This is a genomic window from Saccharospirillaceae bacterium (genome assembly GCA_022448365.1).
Lineage (GTDB): Bacteria > Pseudomonadota > Gammaproteobacteria > Pseudomonadales > Oceanobacteraceae > Bacterioplanoides.
In genome coordinates this window covers 32,024-51,233 of record JAKVCS010000008.1, presented here as the reverse complement: position 1 = coordinate 51,233, position 19,210 = coordinate 32,024, and the positions used below count along the sequence as shown (strand labels likewise).

General features: G+C 48.5%; 17 protein-coding genes. 6 read left to right on the top strand and 11 right to left on the bottom strand.

The window, feature by feature from the left end:
- The first annotated feature begins 185 nt into the window (after positions 1-185).
- A complete protein-coding gene (locus MK185_17135; protein MCH2042359.1) occupies positions 186-911 on the top strand; it encodes a 16S rRNA (uracil(1498)-N(3))-methyltransferase in 726 nt (241 codons plus the stop codon).
- Positions 912-925: 14 nt separating this feature from the next.
- On the opposite strand, the gene MK185_17130 is transcribed toward MK185_17135, so the two are convergent.
- The 4 genes from MK185_17130 to MK185_17115 form a co-directional block, all read right to left on the bottom strand.
- Entirely contained in the window at positions 926-1,597 is a 672-nt protein-coding gene (locus tag MK185_17130; protein ID MCH2042358.1) for a Frag1/DRAM/Sfk1 family protein, read from the bottom strand.
- Positions 1,594-2,337 (bottom strand): Frag1/DRAM/Sfk1 family protein, encoded by a 744-nt coding sequence (locus MK185_17125; GenBank protein ID MCH2042357.1) that lies wholly within the window; start codon positions 2,335-2,337, stop codon positions 1,594-1,596. Before MK185_17125 ends, MK185_17130 begins: the two co-directional genes overlap by 4 nt.
- A 63-nt stretch (positions 2,338-2,400) precedes the next feature.
- Positions 2,401-3,054 carry a Frag1/DRAM/Sfk1 family protein gene (locus MK185_17120; protein ID MCH2042356.1) on the bottom strand — a complete coding sequence of 218 codons (654 nt, stop codon included), beginning with the start codon at positions 3,052-3,054 and terminating at the stop codon, positions 2,401-2,403.
- Between the two features lie 214 nt (positions 3,055-3,268).
- Positions 3,269-4,540 (bottom strand): bifunctional O-acetylhomoserine aminocarboxypropyltransferase/cysteine synthase, encoded by a 1,272-nt coding sequence (locus tag MK185_17115; protein MCH2042355.1) that lies wholly within the window; start codon positions 4,538-4,540, stop codon positions 3,269-3,271.
- A gap of 319 nt (positions 4,541-4,859) precedes the next feature.
- On the opposite strand from MK185_17115, the gene MK185_17110 reads away from it, so the two are divergent.
- Together MK185_17110 and MK185_17105 are read left to right on the top strand one after the other, a co-directional pair.
- Positions 4,860-6,593 carry a hybrid sensor histidine kinase/response regulator gene (locus MK185_17110; GenBank protein ID MCH2042354.1) on the top strand — a complete coding sequence of 578 codons (1,734 nt, stop codon included), beginning with the start codon at positions 4,860-4,862 and terminating at the stop codon, positions 6,591-6,593.
- A 172-nt stretch (positions 6,594-6,765) separates the two neighbouring features.
- Complete coding sequence (locus tag MK185_17105) at positions 6,766-8,316, top strand: hypothetical protein (GenBank protein MCH2042353.1); 1,551 nt, start codon at positions 6,766-6,768, stop codon at positions 8,314-8,316.
- A gap of 60 nt (positions 8,317-8,376) precedes the next feature.
- Here MK185_17105 and MK185_17100 read toward each other — a convergent pair whose 3' ends face one another.
- The gene (locus MK185_17100) at positions 8,377-9,033 is read right to left on the bottom strand and encodes a response regulator transcription factor (protein ID MCH2042352.1); all 657 of its coding nucleotides are present in this window, start codon (positions 9,031-9,033) and stop codon (positions 8,377-8,379) included.
- 154 nt (positions 9,034-9,187) lie between these two features.
- Between MK185_17100 and radA the strand changes: the two genes are divergently transcribed.
- The 3 genes from radA to MK185_17085 all read left to right on the top strand — a co-directional run bounded on the left by radA (position 9,188) and on the right by MK185_17085 (position 14,912).
- Positions 9,188-10,558, top strand: coding sequence for a DNA repair protein RadA (gene radA, locus MK185_17095; protein ID MCH2042351.1), 1,371 nt, complete (start codon positions 9,188-9,190; stop codon positions 10,556-10,558).
- Positions 10,559-10,736: 178 nt separating this feature from the next.
- The gene (locus MK185_17090) at positions 10,737-11,804 is read left to right on the top strand and encodes an efflux RND transporter periplasmic adaptor subunit (protein MCH2042350.1); all 1,068 of its coding nucleotides are present in this window, start codon (positions 10,737-10,739) and stop codon (positions 11,802-11,804) included.
- Between the two features lie 3 nt (positions 11,805-11,807).
- Positions 11,808-14,912, top strand: coding sequence for an efflux RND transporter permease subunit (locus MK185_17085; protein ID MCH2042349.1), 3,105 nt, complete (start codon positions 11,808-11,810; stop codon positions 14,910-14,912).
- Positions 14,913-15,077: 165 nt separating this feature from the next.
- Here the strand turns inward: MK185_17085 and MK185_17080 are convergent, their stop codons facing one another.
- The 6 genes from MK185_17080 to MK185_17055 all read right to left on the bottom strand — a co-directional run bounded on the left by MK185_17080 (position 15,078) and on the right by MK185_17055 (position 19,206).
- Positions 15,078-15,524, bottom strand: a complete 447-nt coding sequence (locus tag MK185_17080; GenBank protein MCH2042348.1) for a hypothetical protein — start codon at positions 15,522-15,524, stop codon at positions 15,078-15,080.
- On the bottom strand, positions 15,505-15,927 hold the full coding sequence (locus tag MK185_17075) for a hypothetical protein (protein MCH2042347.1): 423 nt from the start codon (positions 15,925-15,927) through the stop codon (positions 15,505-15,507). The genes MK185_17080 and MK185_17075 overlap by 20 nt, the downstream gene beginning before the upstream one ends.
- A 600-nt stretch (positions 15,928-16,527) precedes the next feature.
- A complete protein-coding gene (locus MK185_17070; protein MCH2042346.1) occupies positions 16,528-16,923 on the bottom strand; it encodes a Na+/H+ antiporter subunit G in 396 nt (131 codons plus the stop codon).
- On the bottom strand, positions 16,923-17,207 hold the full coding sequence (locus MK185_17065) for a K+/H+ antiporter subunit F (protein MCH2042345.1): 285 nt from the start codon (positions 17,205-17,207) through the stop codon (positions 16,923-16,925). Before MK185_17065 ends, MK185_17070 begins: the two co-directional genes overlap by 1 nt.
- Positions 17,204-17,689 (bottom strand): Na+/H+ antiporter subunit E, encoded by a 486-nt coding sequence (locus MK185_17060; protein ID MCH2042344.1) that lies wholly within the window; start codon positions 17,687-17,689, stop codon positions 17,204-17,206. Before MK185_17060 ends, MK185_17065 begins: the two co-directional genes overlap by 4 nt.
- Positions 17,686-19,206, bottom strand: a complete 1,521-nt coding sequence (locus MK185_17055) for a monovalent cation/H+ antiporter subunit D (protein ID MCH2042343.1) — start codon at positions 19,204-19,206, stop codon at positions 17,686-17,688. The genes MK185_17060 and MK185_17055 overlap by 4 nt, the downstream gene beginning before the upstream one ends.
- Positions 19,207-19,210 lie beyond the last annotated feature (4 nt).

The window sequence follows — 19,210 nt, the reverse complement described above, 5'->3', positions numbered from 1 at the left end:
ATCTGACGTCCGAATCATGGGCCAATGCACGGTCCATGATTCAACCACTATCAGCTTCCGTTCTACCCAAACGCGGATACTAAAGCGCCTTATTCATGTCATAGCCCGACTGTTTTCTTCACTCAGGGGAAATTCGTTATACTTTCCGCCTGTATTCCCCATAAATATTCCAACAGAGTTAAACCATGTCAGGCCCACGCGTTTATTGCTCTCAATCATTGACCCCACAGCAAACCATCGAACTGGATGACATTGCTGTTGGCCACGTAATACGGGTATTACGCCTGAACGATGGCGATCCGATTCGGGTGTTTAACGGCGACGGCAACGAATATGCCGCAGAGCTGTGCGATGTCAGTAAGAAACGTGCGAATGCCCGTATTAGCGGGGTTCTTAAACGCGATGACCCACAACCGCTGACGTTACATCTGGGGCAGGTTATTTCCAAAGGTGACCGGATGGATTTCACCATCCAGAAAGCGACCGAGCTGGGAGTAGCAACGATCACACCACTGTGGAGTGAGCGCTGCGAAGTAAAATTAAAAGGCGAGCGGCTGGAAAAAAAGCTGGAACACTGGCGCCGCGTCGCCGTTTCAGCCTGTGAACAGTCGGGAAGAAATCAGGTACCGGACATTCTGGCACCGCAGCATTTTTCAGACTGGTGTAAAAACAGCGACGCCGAACTGAAATTTACTCTTCACCCTCACAAACAAAAACCATTGAGTGAATACAATACCCCAGCCAGTCTGGCGCTTCTGGTGGGACCAGAAGGTGGCTTTTCAGAGACAGAAGTGGAGCAAAGCCAGGCTCTGGAGTTTCACGGTTTGACCCTTGGACCCAGAGTTCTGAGAACGGAAACAGCAGCACTGGCTGCACTGAGTGTATTTCAGTTTCAATGGGGCGATTTTTAATCGCCCCATTGAAACTATTCCGTATCGGTTAACTTGAAGTAGCGCCAGTCCTGAGCGCTACTGAGATAAAATAAACCAATCAAAAGCGCCATCCACCACTCCACCACGTTCTTCGGATCGTCGCTGGTATCCATCAACTGCAGTACAACCATGACGAATAGAAAACCCCATTGAGCAATAATCAGCTTGGTTTTAAGTGGCAAACTGGTACCAATATCAACACCTTCCCGGGCTAATTGACGCAGATATAAGGTAACTCGGGTCTGAACCAATAATGACACTAAAAAAAACAACGCCGCACCAATGGTATGAACCTTCCAGGGTAATTCACCTTTTTCAGGCCGCAACACGGCGGTTGCAACAATCAGGCATACCGAACTGAAAATACCAATGGCCACCATCCAGCGAACCGTCAGAATTGGTTTCTCCGGTGTCAGCTGAATCAACCAGCTTTTCATGCAGTACCACCAGAAAATAAATAAGGCACAGGCTGAAATTAAACCACCGCGGAAAAAGTACGACTGCGGGTCAGGAATGCCCGTTGCAGTGATACTGGTACACCCACTGATGTAAGGCATACAAATCGGTGTGTTGCCCAGATACATGCCCAGTAACAATGTGAACCAGAAGGAGATATGGGATAACCAAAAGCTGCCCAAAGCAATACGCTGTGGCAATGTGTTCATGACTGCACTCCCTGAAATTCAGCATCCGCATCCAGCGATGGTTGTTTCGCCTGCGTTTTTTCCAACCGGGTTAAGCGGAAGTCTTTCCAATCCCAAAAACCAGTTAAGAAGAAAAGCGCACAGAAGGTTGCCAGCCACCACTCGAAAATCTCCTCCACGCCACTGGCCTTCAGCCCCAGCAGGTGAATGGCAACAAAGGCCATCAACATAATCAGCTGAACCACACCCAAAGCCACTTTCAGACGGATGCTCCAGTCTTTAATATCGAGCTGATGTTTTAACTGGTTCATGCGGTATGCCATCAAAATCTGGCATACAGAGGTAATCAGGAAGAACAACGAAGCCGTAATGACGTGAAAACGCCACAGGTCCCGATGCTCCGCTTTAGGGACCATGTTTTCACCTAACACCGCCAGCGAAGCAACAGCCATGACTGTTGCACTCATACCCACCCAAACCATGTTTTTCACCCACCGTTTAAGAGGCTCGCCGCGAACACTCTGTAGCCAGGCTCCGGCGCAGTACCACCATAAACCAAATGAAACATAAGCGATGATCAGCCCGCGAAAAACATAGGCTGCGGGGTAATAAATCCCCGTTGCGGTAATGGCCTCACAGCCAGTGATATAAGGATTACACAAGTCAACATGGCCACCCTGCCAGCTCAGGTAATAGCAGATAGTGATGATGACGACCGGAAACATAAAAGAGAACAGTGCAACACGTTGTGGCAACGTCATATACACCTCCTTGTGTTTGACTGAAAATGAGAGTGGGTACGGCAGCGCGTTAGTTATGGCCCATTAACTTACCGAGATTCGTACTTTTTTCCAATCCCAGTAGGCGGTTAAAAAATAAATACCAATAAACAACGTTGCCCACCACTCGATAATTCGTTTTCCCTGACTCATCTCGACACCGACAGTGACACCCGCGAACGAAATAAACGTAAACCAGAGAATCGCAATTAAAGCCGACTTAGCGATAAATGACGGTACTTGCAGACCTTGCTTGCGAGCCTTAAATATCAATACATAGTTGATCGTCAATGCGATCAGCATACCCTGAAAAAACAGATTGGCACCTTTCACATGCAGCCACCAGCGGGTGCCGTCTTTTTCTGGCAATAACACCGCAGTTCCCACCAGTAACCCTACGGCAGCCAGCGTACCAAACATCTGCATAATATTGAGCGCCATTTTACCGCTGAAAGGCTGTAACCAACTGCGCATAATTTGCCACCAGACAACAAAAAATGCCGTTGCTGCAATCATGCCACCACGGAATATAAAACCCCCATCGCCGTTCATGCCGGTATGAGTGATGTCGGTGCAGCCATCAATAAAAGGGTTGCAGATGGCAGCAGTACCTTGTATCGCGGCAACCCAATAGGTCACCGCAATGGTGCCCATCGACAGAATAAAACTGAGCGCAGCAATCGACTGACCAAAAGACATAAAACGTTTCCGGATGTAAGACTCAAAGTTGTTATGCAGTATAAATAAAAAAGCCCCTTACCAATACAAGTAAGGGGCTTTTTAGAGCAGTCACTGGCAGAATTTTTCTGTCGCCGCATCGGGGGACATCCCTGTGCCTTTGATGCTAGCGCAACATCCTATTGCTGCTTTCGAAAAACACATGCCAGCCACTCCTGAGCTTCTGCATGAGCGTTTACTTAGCCGCAGCCAGTGCCTGCTCAACGTCTGCGATGATATCGTCAACATGCTCGATACCAATCGACAGACGAACCAGATCCGTGCTCACGCCAGCCGACTTCATTTCTTCTTCGTTCAGCTGACGGTGAGTGGTGGTGGCCGGGTGACAAGCCAGGGATTTGGCATCACCAATATTTACCAGACGTTTGATCATCTGCAGTGCATCAATGAATTTAGCACCGGCTTCTGCGCCACCTTTGATACCGAAACTCAGAATCGCAGATGGCTTACCACCCACCATACGCTGAGCAACTTCGTAGTTTTTATCGGTTTCAAGGCCCGCGTAGTTAACCCAGGAAACTTGCTCATGAGCACTCAGGAACTGCGCCACTTTCTGTGCATTTTCAACGTGACGATCCATACGCAGTGCCAGTGTTTCCAGACCTTGCAGAATCATAAAGGCATTCATGGGCGACAGAGCAGCCCCCATATTACGCAACGGTACCACTCGGACACGACCGATGAACGCCGCTTCGCCCAGTGCTTCAGCGTAAACCACGCCGTGGTAAGACGGATCCGGCTCATTGAAACGCGGGAAGCGCGGGTTGTCTTTCCAAGGGAATTTGCCGGAATCGACAATGATGCCACCAACGGTTGTGCCGTGGCCACCGATGTATTTGGTCAGAGAGTGAACCACGATGTCTGCACCGTGCTCGAACGGACGACACAGGTAAGGGGTCGCAACCGTGTTATCCACAATAACCGGAACACCGTGCTTGTGAGCCATGTCAGACAGAGCTTTGAGGTCTACGACGTTACCCGCCGGGTTACCGATGGATTCGCAGAACAACGCTTTGGTATTGTCGTCGATCAGCGCTTCCAGCGCTGCGATATCGTCGCCGGACGCCATGCGTACTTCGATGCCCTGCTGTGGGAAGGTGTGAGCGAACAGGTTGTAAGTGCCGCCATACAGCTGGCTAACAGAAACGATGTTGTCCCCTGCCGCTGCAACAGTCTGGATCGATGCCGTGATAGCAGCCATGCCGGACGCCATGCACAGAGCCGCGATGCCACCTTCCATTTGTGCGATACGTTGCTCGAGCACATCGTTGGTTGGGTTCATAATACGGGTGTAAATATTGCCTGGCTCTTTCAGGTCAAACAGGTCAGCACCGTGTTGCGTATCGCGGAAACTGTAAGACGTGGTTTGGTAAATAGGTACAGCAACCGCACGAGTTGTTGGGTCTTCGCTGAAGCCTGCATGAATGGCCTGAGTCTCAATTTTCATGGACGGTTCTCCTGTTCAGATTTGAATGCATATGATTGTTTTAAAGGCCAGACAGTGTATCAGAGCCTGAACAGTAAAAAACCTCTGGATACGTCATAACATCATGCGCACTGTGGCATATCAAATCAGCCTCCCGCTCTCTGTAAATAGGAGGTTGGCAGCCAATAAAATTGTCGGAGAAATAATCACATCGCGGTTTAATAACAAGGCGGCCAAATTTTGCCAGGATGGTATTAGTATGGAGCTGAGTTACAGTGTCCCGATTTCAATACGCTTGTTATAGTGCCCCTCTCACCACAATAAGCCGAAGCAGCTACGCATGATGCTCTATTCCTTTAAAAGCCATCCTCTTGCCCGTGACATTGATAATGAACGTCATCGTCAATTTATGCGCGAAGCACTGCCACATTTAGTTGGTGGAATGCTCACAGGTTTTCTGATCTTCCTGGTTTATCGCTCTTTTAGCAGCAATATTGCAATCGTCAGCTGGTGTGTGCTCCAGTTTATATTGCTGAGCTGTACACTGGCGTTTTATGGCGTGAATCATAAATTTCACACTCTGTTTTCCGGTTCGCAATGGTCGGGAATTATATTTATGGTTTCTTTTATCTGGGGAATTACCTGGGCCTTGGCGCCTTTTATCTTTCTGCAAGAGCAACACTTTTCTGAGCAACAGAATATAATTTACGTTGCAGCGCTGTTGATTATCACCATTGCACTGACCATCACCCCTGCACCCGCGATGGTGTATTACCCTGCGGGCTATTTTATCTTTGCAACACTGCCGCTGTGGGGCGTCTTTCTTCGTCTCTACCAACTGGAATACAACCTGCTGCTAATTTCATTTTTATTATTTTTCTGGGTCACAGCCATCGGTTACGGCTGGCGCCTGCATCAGACATTAATCGATTCCATTCGCCTGCGGCTGGAGGTTGATGAAGCTCGCCATCAGGCAGAATCCGCAACCGTGGCAAAGTCCAAATTTCTTGCAGCCTCCAGTCACGACTTACGTCAACCGCTGCAGGCAATCAGCTTATTTTTTAATGTCATTAAACAGCAATTGCCAATGGGGGATGCTCAGATCACAGCGAATAAAATGGAGTCGAGCATTGAATCCATGTCGCAATTACTGGACAGCCTGCTGGACGTGTCCCGACTGGATGCCAACAGTATTGAACCACACCCTCAGCATCTGCCCAGCAGTTTACTGCTGGATAAACTGGCAAACGATTATCGTGCCTTGTGCTCGGATAAAGGTTTGCAATTTCAGCACTCCTTGGCACAGGCAACATTGTACGCTGACCCGGTGTTATTCCATCGGGTGGTGAGTAATATTCTCAGCAATGCCTTGAACTACACTCATCGAGGTAGCGTTGAATTACGCGGCAATATCGTTGAGCAGTGCTATCAGATCGAGATTCGTGACAGCGGAATCGGTATCGCCCCCGATCAGCAACAGGCCATTTTTACCGAATTTCACCAATTGAATAACCCGGAACGTGATCAGAAAAAAGGCCTTGGCCTGGGTTTATCCATTGTGCGCCGTTTATGCGTATTGCAGCACTGGCATATCAAGCTGCTGTCCACTCCCGGTAAAGGTAGCTGTTTTACCCTGACCCTGCCTCTGGGTGATCAGAGTCAGGTCGTCATTCCTAAGCCCACCAAAGTAAATCAGCAGCTGTTGAACCAAAAACAGGTGCTGCTTGTCGAGGATGATCAGCAGGTACGCGAAGCGTTAATCGAGCTGCTGACCAGCTGGGGGGCCAGGGTGATGGATGGCGAAAGCGCCAGTCAGATACTGGCCGGATTAGCCACCGATGCCCAGCCAGCGGACCTGATCATTTCGGACTTCCGCCTGCGTGAAAATACAAACGGTATTGATGCCATTGCCACATTGCGAAATCACTTCAAAGAAGACATACCGGCACTGTTAATCACAGGTGATACTGACCCTCAGCGTATTGAGCAGGCCAAAAACAGTGGACTGATGGTATTACACAAACCCGTTCGCGCTGCTCAGCTGCGTCTCGTCATTCAACGCTTGCTGAAGTGATCTCTCAATGTGATCGGCTTCGCATTCTTTGGCAGACACTCATAAATCACCCTTCAGGGTGATTTCTTCTTAACCGTCATCAATACACTACCCCTGCAAACGATTCACTCACTATCAGGTACAGTTTATGTCGGCAAAAATAAAACTAATGGCTTTAGCGGTTACAGCCATAATGACTACCGCATGTGGTGGTAGCTCATCTTCGGATGACTCTGGCAATCCATCGGTCGGCGACAACGGCAACCCGACAACAGGCGACAACGGCAACCCGACAACAGGCGACAACGGCAACCCGACAACTGGCGACAACGGCAACCCACCAACTGATGGTAATAATCCACCAACCGCTGAAGTGCCGGTCGCAGCATTTTCCGGTCTGCTATTCAGCGCAACCGGCGATATCAATCAAGGGGCGGAATTATGGGCCAGTGATGGCACAGAGGCAGGCACCCGGCTGGTTAAAGATCTCAATGATGCTGGTAGCAGCAACCCTCACAACTTCGTCAAAGCAGGTAATGTTCACTTTTTTGTCGCCAGCAATAATATTAATGGCAAAGAACTGTGGAAAACCGACGGTACAGCAGCCGGAACAACCCTGGTGAAAGATATTCACCCGAGTGGCGACGCGAACCCAGCCCTGTTAACAGCACTTGATAATAAACTGATCTTTGTTGCCAGTGACGACACGGATCGCGCAGTCTGGGTCTCTGATGGTACCGCGGACGGTACCGTACGAGTCACCAATGGCTCAACCGGTGTTGATCCGGGCACGCCCAGTGAAATGGTAGCGTTCAATAACAAAGTCTATTTTGCCGCAGGTGTACAAGGCACGTTGAGCAGCGAACTGTGGTCAACTGACGGCACTGCAGCCGGAACTCAGTTGCATCGTGTTAATCCGAATCGCGTGCCTGTTACCGGACTGCCTGCTGGTGCTTCGACCCCCTACCTCGGTGCGAATATTCGCAAGATGGTGGCTACCGACGACAACTTATTTTTCATTGGTAACAACGGCAATACGAACGCCAACTTTGCGGCACTGCGAGTGGATACCAGTAATACCGTACAACGTTTAGGCAGCGATCCGGGCATCAGCGAACTTGAGTTGGTTTCCTTTGCAGCCAACAATGCAGGCGTGGCTTACAGCTATAACTTTGGCGGTGGTGACATTGCAGGATTTTATGCAAAAAATAATTTTGCCCGTCGTGCAATCACTACTTTCAGTCAGGGGGTATCACGACCAACCAATCTGACGGCGCTCGGAGATAAATTATTGTTCGCAGTCGATTCTGGATCCGGCGGCGAGGAACTGTGGGTTTCGACCGGATTTTATAATGGCACCACACGAGTCAAAGATATTCGACCGGGCAATGAAGACAGTGATATCCGTGATATGACAGCGTTGGGTAGTAAGGCCATATTTGTTGCCAGAGATGGTGCGCCAGGAGGTGGCATGACAGCTGGGGAGCAACTATGGGTGACCGACGGCACGGCCGATAACACCCTGAAAATCAATGACCAGGCCACTAATATTAATCAGTTCAAAGAGGTATCCGGGAAGTTATATTTTACTGCAGCGAGCGCAACTCATGGCAATGAGTTATGGGTAACTGACGGAACTTTTGCCGGCACTAAAATGGTTAAAGATATCAATACCGGCAGCAATTCAAGCAGTCCGTTATTGGTAGGGGCCCCCCAGATCCAGATGATGTTGAAAAAGCGTTAACCCCGATTGGCACGAATATAAGCACTGTCTCCGTACAGTGCTTATATTATTTACCGGCCATCAAACATGTGATTGCAGTAATCCAACCCGCTCAGCGTAACGCACACATTCCAAACGATTATTCACTTCAAATGCGGCAAATAAAGCTTTGCTGTGCGATTTAACGGTATTGACCGAACGGTTAAGTACCCGGGCAATTTCTTCTGTTGAATAGCCCTGCTGCATGTATTTCAGTACATCCATCTGACGCTTACTGATACGGTAACGCACCATCAGCTTTTCTAACGCATCACACGGCTCCTGCTCCGGCAGATTAACCAGACCTTCCTGAACAGACTGTGGAAGGTAAACATCGCCAGCCATGACGCTCTGAATAATATCGATGATGACCTCACTGCTGTAGGTCTTCGGAATAAAACCGGCTGAGCCTTTATCCATCGCATGACGAATCGCCCACAAATCTTCCGAGGCCGATAACACCACAAAAGGAATGAATATCTGGCGCTCAATCAAACTGTCAATAAAGGCAATGCCATCCAGGCCCGGCATGCTGAGATCCACCAGGATTAACTCGAAACCGGACTCCTGCTCCAGCGCAGTTAAGGCCTGCTCAATGGTGTTGGCGCAGCTGACCTGATAGCCATATTGATTGGACAGGATGGCCTTTAGTCCCTCGGTAAACAGAACGTGGTCATCCAGATGGAGGATTTTCATCATGATAATTCGTGAACAGTAAGTTAAGGTAGCTGCCTTGCAGGGCATCAATCCTACAATGAAATGCTTTACCTGTGGACGTCTGTGGTTTTCGTTTTTAGCAAGAAACGGTCGATTCGTTCACAAAACCATTTATTTACAGTTCAGTTGTACCATCATGGCGAAGAAAAAAACCGCATACGTATGTAATGACTGTGGCACCGACCACTCCAAATGGCAGGGCCAATGCACCGGCTGTGGTGCCTGGAACACATTACAGGAATTTGTTGTCGCAAGTACCAAGGCCCAGGCTCGGGAGGCTGCCGTTGGTGGTTATGCGGGCAATGCTGGTACTCAAGGCGTTCAGCGCCTGGCAGAGGTTGATCTGAATGAGGTACCGCGCTTCAGCTCGGGTATGCTGGAGTTTGATCGGGTTCTGGGTGGGGGTCTGGTGCCGGGTTCCGCAATTTTAATTGGTGGCCACCCTGGCGCCGGTAAATCCACACTCTTACTTCAGACCATGTGCCATCTGGCGACACAAATGCCGGCATTGTATGTCACCGGTGAAGAAAGTCTGCAACAGGTTGCCCGTCGTGCTCAGCGCCTTGGATTACCCACAGACCAATTAAATATGCTCAGCGAAACCAATGTTGAACGTTTGGTGCAAACCCTGCAGCAGCACAAGCCCAGGATTGTGGTAATTGATTCGATTCAGGTCATGCACGTCGATGGCGTTGAGTCAGCCCCCGGCAGCGTTTCTCAGGTCCGCGAAAGTGCAGCGTATTTAACCCGCTTTGCCAAGCAAACTGATACGGTTTTATTTCTGGTCGGTCATGTGACTAAAGATGGCACCATCGCTGGCCCCAAAGTACTGGAACATATGATCGACTGCTCGATCATGTTAGAGGGTTCCGGCGACAGTCGTTTTCGTACCCTGCGTGGCATTAAAAACCGTTTTGGTGCGATTAATGAGCTTGGTGTTTTTGCCATGCTTGATCAGGGTTTGAAAGAAGTTAAAAATCCATCGTCTATTTTCCTCAGCCGCAGCGAAGAACCTACCGCTGGCAGTGCCGTCATGGTGATCTGGGAAGGTACCCGACCATTATTGGTGGAAATTCAGGCGCTGGTCGACGACAGTCATTTTGGTCATCCGAAACGGGTGGCCGTTGGCACCGATCAAAACCGTTTGAATTTATTGCTGGCTGCGATGCACCGCCACGGGGGGATCCACCTGGGTGACCAGGATGTCTACATTAATGTTGTAGGTGGGGTAAAAGTGACGGAGACAGGTTCCGATCTGGCGTTACTGCTGGCCGCCCTTTCATCGTTCCGCAATCAGCCTTTGCCTCAGGATTTAATCGTATTTGGTGAGGTTGGCCTGTCTGGCGAAATCCGTCCTGTCCCCTCCGGTCAGGAGCGAATTAAAGAAGCTGCAAAACATGGTTTTAAACGCGCCATCGTGCCAAAAGGGAACGTACCACGTCAGCCGATCCCAGGCATGGAAGTGATCGCCGTCGAAAAACTGCAGCAGGCACTGGAGCGCATCTGAGCGCTCCGATACAACAACACAGATCCACCACATTACATCCCGCTTCCATACCTATAATTGCATTTATATGCTAACCAAACCCGGTTCAGCCGATTATTATGCTGTGCAAGCATATTCGCTATTCCTGAACTAATCTGATTTTATAGACCGTCCCCCACCTATGCACTGGAGATTTTGCATGAAACCTTTGTTTATGGCCGTTGCGCTACTGCTGAGTTATTCCAGCTTTGCGGAAGGTCCCGCCGTTATTGTTAATACAATCAAAAAAGAAAAAGTAACGCCGGATATCGAAATCGCCGGGCGTATTCGCGCAGTACAGCGTATCGAGATTATTCCGCGCGTGGGCGGTATCCTGGAGCAACGCCATTTTGTTGAAGGCAGTCGGGTGAAAAAAGATGATCCGTTGTTCTCTATTGAAAAGGTCACCTACGAAATTCAGCTCAAGCAGGCACAAGCCGCATTATTGAGCGCCAAAGCATCATTAAAACAGGCCAGTGCAGAATTAAGTCGTCAGCAAAAGTTACGCAAAAGTGGCGCCACCTCCAAAGCTCAGCTGGAAAGTGCGGAAGCTCAACGCGACCAGTCAAAATCGCAGGTTTTGCAAGCCGAAGCTCAACTACAGCAAGCGCAGCTTAATCTCGGCTATACCGATATCAAAAGTCCGATTGATGGCAAAATTGGCAGTGCCAGTATAAATACCGGCAACCTGATTGCTGCTAACAGCAGTAACCTGGCCACCATTGTTCAGACCGATCCGGTTTATGTGGATATTTCGGTATCCAACAAAATTCTGCTGGAAGCTCGCCGCGCCTCTCCGGAGCTGCAAGGGTCCAATATGATTCCACAACTGCTGCTTTCGAATGGTGAAAAATACGAGTTTGACGGTGAGTTCGACTTTTTGTCTCCTGAAGTGAATACAGAAACCGACTCGGTGGCGATACGTGCCCAATTCCCGAATCCGAATGAACTGCTGCTACCGGGCGAGTTTGTGCGGGTAACACTCGAACCTAAGAATGCGCCGGAAGTGGTTACTGTTTCACAAGCTGCCGTACAGCGTGATCGTGATGGTTATATGGTACTGGTGGTTAATAATCAGCAGGTTGTTGAGCAGCGTCGCGTGACGCTGGGTGAACAGATGGGTTCAAACTGGATTGTCGTTTCCGGCTTAGAAGCCGGTGAACGCGTTATTACTCAGGGCCTGCAGAAAGTGAAAAACGGTCAGACCGTTGAAGCAGTGGAGCAATAATTTATGTTTTCACGCTTTTTTATTAATCGCCCCAAATTCGCATTGGTGATATCCATTGTCATCATGATTGCGGGTTTGCTGGCCGTGGTCAGTTTGCCCGTTACTCAGTATCCGGACATCACCCCGCCTCAGGTGAAAGTTGAAGCCAGCTACACTGGTGCGAATGCCCAGACTGTGGAAGAGACGGTCGCCACGCCAATTGAATCTATGGTGAACGGTGTCGACGATATGTTGTACATGAGTTCAACCAGTGGCAACGATGGCAGCTATACGCTGACCGTGACATTTAAGGTTGGCACCGACCCTGACCAGGCTGCGGTCAATGTACAAAACCGTGTTGCACTGGCGAATGCCAGCCTGCCACAGGATGTTGTTCGTCGTGGTGTGACGACTCAGAAACAATCCAGCTCAATGCTGATGGTTATTGCTCTGACATCACCGGATGAAAGTCTCGATAATCTGTTTATGAGTAATTACTCGTCGATTTATGTGGAAGATGCTATTGCCCGTATTAACGGTGTGGGCAGTGCCTCGCAGTTTGGCAGTATGGAATACGGTATGCGTATCTGGCTTGATCCGGATCGGCTACAGGCAATGAACTTAACACCGAGTGACATCAGCTCGGCTATTCAAAGTCAATCGGTTCAGGCGGCACTGGGACAGATTGGCGCACCTCCGGTTAGCAGCGACCAGCAATTCCAGTTCACCATTACCAGTAAAGGCCGTTTAAGCGACGCCAAAGAATTCGAAAACATTATCGTTAAAACCAGTCGTGATGGTTCACGTATTTATCTGAAAGACGTTGCCCGTGTCGAACTGGGTTCGCAAACGTATGGTTTTAAGATGCGTGTTAACGGCAAACCAGGAGTTCCGTTCGCCATTTATCAAAGCCCAGGTGCCAACGCACTGGATGTTGCCGATAAAGTTATCTCAGAAATGGAGCGCCTCAGCGAGTACTTTCCGGAAGGTATGGAATATCAGGTATTTTATGACTCCACCCGCTTTGTGCGCGCATCGATTTCCGAAGTTGTCGATACGCTGATAATGACCTTTATTCTGGTAATTGCCGTAACCTTCCTGTTCCTGGGCGACTGGCGTGCCACTTTAATTCCATCGGCAACCATCCCGGTTTCGTTGGTTGGTACCTTTGTTGCGCTGCAAGCGGCGGGATTTTCAATAAATACTATTTCTCTGTTTGCTCTGATTCTGGCCATTGGTATTGTGGTGGATGATGCGATTGTGGTGGTAGAAAACGTTAAGCGCCACATGAAGGAGGATAACCTTGATGCTCCGGCGGCGACTGCCAAATCCATGAGCGAAGTGATTGGTCCGGTCATCGCCACGACGCTGGTGCTTCTGGCGGTATTCGTTCCGGTGGCTTTCATGCCGGGTTTAACCGGTAAATTATACACTCAGTTCGCGGTCACCATTTCCGTTGCCGTTGCTTTGTCTTCACTGAACGCTTTAACTTTGTCACCGGCGTTATGTGCCTTACTGCTAAAACCGGAAGCCGAACCAAAAGGATTCTTTGCCTGGTTTAATCGTCGCGTGGATGGCGCCCGGATAACATACGTACGAGGTGCTGTATTCCTGAATAAACGCGTTATGACCACTGTATCGCTCCTGGTAATTATTTGTGGTGCAACTGCGTTTTTATTCAAAAATACGCCAACTGGTTTCATTCCCTATGAAGACCAGGGAGCATTCTTTGTTGATATTTCGCTGCCTCAGGGCGCATCAGTCAATCGCACCACAGATCTGGCGGCGAGCATTGATGAAACGCTGCTGGAAATTCCCGAAATTGAGCGCACGATGACCATCAGTGGCTTCGGCTTAATTGGTGGTGCCGCTTCCAACAACGCTTTTATGTTGCCGGTATTAACAGATTGGGATGAACGTCCAGATACTCCTTGGTACGTCACCTTTCAGCAAATGACCAAAGAATTACAGGCCATACCCGGAGCTAATGCCTTTGGTTTCCCACCCCCACCGATTCCTGGTCTTGGTACTGCCGGTGGACTGGAAGCTAACCTGCTGGATCAGGCAAACGACACACCACAAGCCCTGGCCCAGGTAGCAAACAGTTTAATTCTGGCACTGAACAGCTCTGATCGAATCAAACAGGCTTTCACCTTTTACAACGCCAACAATCCTCAGTTGGAAGTCATTCTGGATCGTGAAAAAGCCGCGACTCTCAACGTTTCACCAGCGACTGTATTTAATACCCTGCAAAGCCAGCTGGGTTCGTCCTACGTGAATGATTTCACGTTATACGGCCGCAATTATCGCGTGATGCTCCAGGCTGAAAGTGAATATCGTGATGCCATCGCAGACATCAGCGGTATTTATATTAAGTCGGATAATGGTGCACTGGTTCCTGCAGGATCAATTCTGGATATCCGCCAGGCACTGGGGCCGCAAAAACTGGATCGCTACAACACATACCGCAATGCCGGCATCAACATCACACCCGCAGATGGCTTCAGTAGTGGTGATGTGATGCAGGAAGTTGAACGGATTGTCGCTGATGTGTTGCCATCCGGGTATGTACTGGAATGGACAGGTACCGCACAGCAGGAACGTGAATCCGCGGGTTACGTGGTTCTGATCTTCTCGTTGTCGTTATTGTTTGCTTATCTGTTTCTGGTGGCACAATACGAAAGCTGGACGATTCCGTTGGCAGTTATCCTGTCAGTGGTCGTTGCAATTATGGGCGCGTTAGTTCCGTTGTATTTAATCAATGGACTGGATAACAATTTATACGCTCAGGTTGGCTTGGTGATGTTAATTGGTCTGGCCAGTAAATCCGCCATTCTGATTGTCGAATTCGCTAAGCAACTTCGGGAAGAAGGTAAATCAATTCTGGATGCTGCCGAAGAAGCTGCCAGCTTGCGATTCCGCGCAGTCATGATGACCGCCTTCTCCTTTATTCTCGGCGTTGCGCCATTAATCGTTGCCAGTGGTGCCGGCGCAATGAGCCGTATATCAATCGGTTTCGTAGTGCTCTCTGGGATGTTATTTGCAACAGTGATTGGTATCTTCCTGATTCCGGCACTGTACGTCATGATGCAAACCGCGAGGGAAAAAATTAAAGGGAAGAAAGTCTGATTTGTTCAGGCTGCAACCCGTAACCCCCGGATAAAAAATCCCCGCTTCAGCTATCTGAAGCGGGGATTTTTTATCCGCGATTTTCGCGCTTCATGTTTAAGCACTCTCCTGCTCATTCGTGACATCACCTCATTCATCGGCCTTCTGATATAGCATACAAACCGCTTATTCGATGCTGCTGGTTTCGCGGCTCGATTGCATATCAATCAGTGCTTTATCGCGCTCAGCTACAATTTTCTGCCGTTCTTCCATCATACGATTCTGATAATCAATATGAGCCCGCAATTGTTCGACGTAACCAGCCAGCTCTGACATATAAGCTTCGAAGTTAAGCCACCCCTGAACAGTGAAACCGTACACTGCCCAATCGCAGGCGGAGCTACGCGACAATCCCGGGTAATCCTGCTGCAACCGGGCAACTGCGTCAGAGTCATCGTCATCGACATCAGAGAAAGCGTCACAAGCCTCAATGTAATAGGCTACATCGTCAGCCGTCGTCACCAATACCGGTGGCAAAGTCGAGTTGGGTGGGGACGGAGGGGCAAGCGTTATAACTGGTGGTAACGCCGGAATACTGACAACCTGGATACGCTCAATCTTGCGTTCCGGCAATCCGCTGCATGCTGTCAGACAAACGCTTGTGAGCAAGGTTACCGCGTGAATATGGCTGTTGTCGGGCCATTTCCAGTTCTTTTGAGCGTAGCTGGTTAATCTGATCAATCGCTGTTGCAGTTTCCTTACGGGCGTCGTCACGATCATGCTCAAGTTCATTAATTTTCTCCTGATTCACTTCTGCCAGAGTCTGTAAACGCGCCAGATCTTTATTTTGTTTTGTTAGTTGGGTTTTTAATGACAGATTATTGCTCTTGGATTGCACCAGTTCCGTGCGAATCATCTCTAACCGGGTCTCCAGTTTAGCGGCTTTCAGTTCTTCTGATTTCCATAAAAAAGCCATAGTGGCGACCGCTGCGATCCCCACACCGGCCGTTATTAACGTCGATTTGATGCCAAACATAATGTGTACCTTTGGTTAACTCATAAAAGCAGGGGGTTGCTGCCGTTGTTCAGCATGCCGCAATGGCCGCAGGCAATACGCTGGAATTTGCAATCTCTAAGAATATGTTCAGGCGATTAAATGTTTCGGTATAAACCGGCAATCCAGCACATACCCTGTTATTACTGATAGAAAAGATTTTTCATTACGCATTCCATGGCAATGGATTCCTGCTTATGCTACTCACAAGACTAGGCTTAATGTACTGATCCTAAAGCTATCATCACCATAATCCGGCAAGAACGCTTTTATCAGCCTTTTAAGAATTTAGCATGAGTGGCAGGGTTAATCATTGATATTAAATGCCGTTAATCCTGCATTGACTTGCCAACACTGAAGCTTAAATAAGTCGTATAACTGGCCAACATAATAATATCAATAATTGATTTGAATAACTTATTTGGGTGCTAAAACAAGATCATCCAGACGCATCAGGATTTCTGTTTTCCGAATATCTTTTTATCATGGCCCAGTCACTGATTATCTGCAAGTTTGTAACCAATAAAGCCCTATTGATTAACACCAACAGGGCTTTCAAATGTAATGAGACCGGGGAAGACTTCAGGCCGGAGAATCTTCCGGCTGTTGTTCTTCTTGCGGCGTTTTTTGGGCCGCAATTCGTGCCGTCATGTCATGGTTTTTCGTTCGATCTAACATAGAGATTTTTTTATGCAGTGCAGCTTTTGCCATCATATGGGCAGAAACCGGAGCTGTGATAAACAGGAATAAGCTGATTACCAGCTCATAAACACTGAAGCCACCTTCACGCACACTGGTCACTAACATGGAGGCTATCAGTACAGAACCGATGCCAAGAGTGGTAGCTTTCGTTGGCGCATGCAAACGTGTGAAAAAATCTGGTAATTTAGCCAACCCTAAAGAGCCCACAAATACGAAAAAGCCGCCAATAATCAGCAAGCCAGCCACCAGATAATTAAATAAATCTGAATTTTCCATCACTCAATAATATCTCCGCGCAACAGGTATTTACTCAGTGCCGCAGTACTCACAAAGCCCAGCATGGCAATTAACAACGCACCTTCGAAATACAGCGCTGAACCATTGTGTAAACCCATTAAAATAATCAGTGCAATACTATTAATGTATAATGTATCCAGAGCCAGAATACGGTCGGTAATTTCCGGGCCCAATAAAATACGCCAAACATTCAATAATAGCGATACCAAAACCAACAGCCCGGTACCGAGGATGGCGTAACTCAGAACATCTGCACTACTCATGAGAAAATCTCCTTTAGTGGCTGTTCGTAACGATCACGAATGGAATCAATAATTTCCTGTTCATTGTCGATGTGCAACGCATGAATATAGAGCCATTGTTTATCTTCAGAAAAGTCGACACTTACAGTACCCGGCGTTAGGGAGATAGTGCTGGCCAATACCGTTAACGGAAAATCTCCGGTTAATTCCAAAGGAAAAGCAATAAAACCAGGATTTAACTTACGATTGCTTCGCAATACCCGATGTGCGACTTCCACATTAGAAACAACGATATCCCACAATAAACGCAATACGTAAACTGCCATTGCAAAAGGCTTTTTCACCTTACTCTGGTGATCTGCGAATGGTGAAGTCAGTAATGGAATAACAATCGCCAGGATGGTCCCCAATAATAACTGCCCTGCAGAGAGACCGTTTAATAATAACCACACAACCAGCAACAAGGTGCTGTGCATCGGCATAGGAAGTAAGCGTGCAATCATGGTAATACCTCCGCTACGGGTAAGTCGCCAGTGGCGAGCACCGGCATCGGTACCTTGTGCAGCTGCTGTGCAGCCGTAACAGTTAGATCCGATAATGGCCCGCCAAATATCACCATCAACGGCGAACATAAAAGCAGAACAACTACCGCAGTCACTTGTAACGCATGCGCTTTGGTTTCCTGTGCAGGCTGGCCTGCGGCACGCCAGAACAGGGTGCTGCCGGCGCGGGTTAACATAACCATCGCCGTTAAACCTGACATCAGTAATGGAGCCCAGATCCAGGAAGCTTCGAGTACATCTGACGATGCCTGCAGAATCAGGATTTTACCGACGAAGCCTGAGAAGGGAGGCATACCAATCAAACCCAGCGCAGCGATAAAAAACAAAGCGCCAATTAATAAGGGTTGTGATACTGGCCGACCTTTAACAAATCGGTCCTGAGCCTGGGCACGTTGCTCCTGAATTAACCCGGCAATTAAAAATAATGCCGCTGATAATAACGTGCTGTGAATCAGATAATACAAACCCGCAGCCGTCGCCTCAGGAGTATTCAACGCCAGGGTAACCAATAACGTTCCGGCTGAAACAATCACCAGATTGGCTGCTAACATTTTTAACGTCTGACTTGCCATAACAGCGATAATTCCCGCTACCAGAGTCATCAGCGCCAATGGCCATAACCAGCCAATAGCTAAGCCGGCCAACTCTCCGGCATGATCACCAAAGATAGCAGTATGAACACGCCATATACTGTAAATCCCGACCTTAGTCATAATAGCGAACAGTGCAGCCACAGGTGTCGACGTGTATGCGTAAGTGCGAGGCAACCAGAAGTGCATTGGTAACAACGCGGCTTTTAGACCGAATACGACTAACAATAATAAGCCACCAGACTTGGCCAGCTCGATATTCTCTTCGTTCAGGTGGGCAACTTTATATGCCAGGTCGGCCATATTGAGCGTACCGAATGACGCATAGATCATACCCAAACCAAACAGGAACATGGCTGAACCCGCAAGATTTAATAACACATAATGTACGGCTGCCTGAGTGCGCTGTTTGCCGCCACCGTGGATCAGCAATGAATAAGATGCAATTAATAAAATCTCGAAGAAAACAAACAGGTTAAAGATATCACCAGTCAGAAAAGCGCCATTAATACCAACAATCTGAAACATAAACAGCGGTTGGAAAAAGGGGCCTTTTTCGTCATCACCAGCACAGGCGTATAAGTGTGCTGCCAGCGCCAGAATAGACGTTAATACCAGCATCACCGATGCCAGCGTATCGTTTACCAATGCAATTCCAAACGGTGCCTGCCAGTCCCCCATCATATAGACCTGAGTACCGTATTTAAGGCTGTTACCAAGCAATAGCAGAGCAATCAAAACCAGTGCGGCATTAGCGGCGAATACCATCATCCGCTGACGAGGCAAGTCTTCATGTAATGGCGGTAGTAGTAATAACACACCGGTAATCAGCGGTAATAGTACCGGGAAAAAAATCAGATGATCCATCAGG

What these genes read in the sequence shown, in the direction of transcription:
- MK185_17100 (MCH2042352.1), bottom strand. Translation starts at nt 9,033, where the DNA reads ATGATGAAAATCCTCCATCTGGATGACCACGTTCTGTTTACCGAGGGA.
- MK185_17060 (MCH2042344.1), bottom strand. Translation starts at nt 17,689, where the DNA reads ATGATTGCACGCTTACTTCCTATGCCGATGCACAGCACCTTGTTGCTG.
- MK185_17070 (MCH2042346.1), bottom strand. Translation starts at nt 16,923, where the DNA reads ATGGAAAATTCAGATTTATTTAATTATCTGGTGGCTGGCTTGCTGATT.
- radA (MCH2042351.1), top strand. Translation starts at nt 9,188, where the DNA reads ATGGCGAAGAAAAAAACCGCATACGTATGTAATGACTGTGGCACCGAC.
- MK185_17120 (MCH2042356.1), bottom strand. Translation starts at nt 3,054, where the DNA reads ATGTCTTTTGGTCAGTCGATTGCTGCGCTCAGTTTTATTCTGTCGATG.
- MK185_17105 (MCH2042353.1), top strand. Translation starts at nt 6,766, where the DNA reads ATGACTACCGCATGTGGTGGTAGCTCATCTTCGGATGACTCTGGCAAT.
- MK185_17130 (MCH2042358.1), bottom strand. Translation starts at nt 1,597, where the DNA reads ATGAACACATTGCCACAGCGTATTGCTTTGGGCAGCTTTTGGTTATCC.
- MK185_17090 (MCH2042350.1), top strand. Translation starts at nt 10,737, where the DNA reads ATGAAACCTTTGTTTATGGCCGTTGCGCTACTGCTGAGTTATTCCAGC.
- MK185_17115 (MCH2042355.1), bottom strand. Translation starts at nt 4,540, where the DNA reads ATGAAAATTGAGACTCAGGCCATTCATGCAGGCTTCAGCGAAGACCCA.
- MK185_17075 (MCH2042347.1), bottom strand. Translation starts at nt 15,927, where the DNA reads ATGTTTGGCATCAAATCGACGTTAATAACGGCCGGTGTGGGGATCGCA.
- MK185_17110 (MCH2042354.1), top strand. Translation starts at nt 4,860, where the DNA reads ATGATGCTCTATTCCTTTAAAAGCCATCCTCTTGCCCGTGACATTGAT.
- MK185_17055 (MCH2042343.1), bottom strand. Translation starts at nt 19,206, where the DNA reads ATGGATCATCTGATTTTTTTCCCGGTACTATTACCGCTGATTACCGGT.
- MK185_17085 (MCH2042349.1), top strand. Translation starts at nt 11,808, where the DNA reads ATGTTTTCACGCTTTTTTATTAATCGCCCCAAATTCGCATTGGTGATA.
- MK185_17135 (MCH2042359.1), top strand. Translation starts at nt 186, where the DNA reads ATGTCAGGCCCACGCGTTTATTGCTCTCAATCATTGACCCCACAGCAA.
- MK185_17125 (MCH2042357.1), bottom strand. Translation starts at nt 2,337, where the DNA reads ATGACGTTGCCACAACGTGTTGCACTGTTCTCTTTTATGTTTCCGGTC.
- MK185_17065 (MCH2042345.1), bottom strand. Translation starts at nt 17,207, where the DNA reads ATGAGTAGTGCAGATGTTCTGAGTTACGCCATCCTCGGTACCGGGCTG.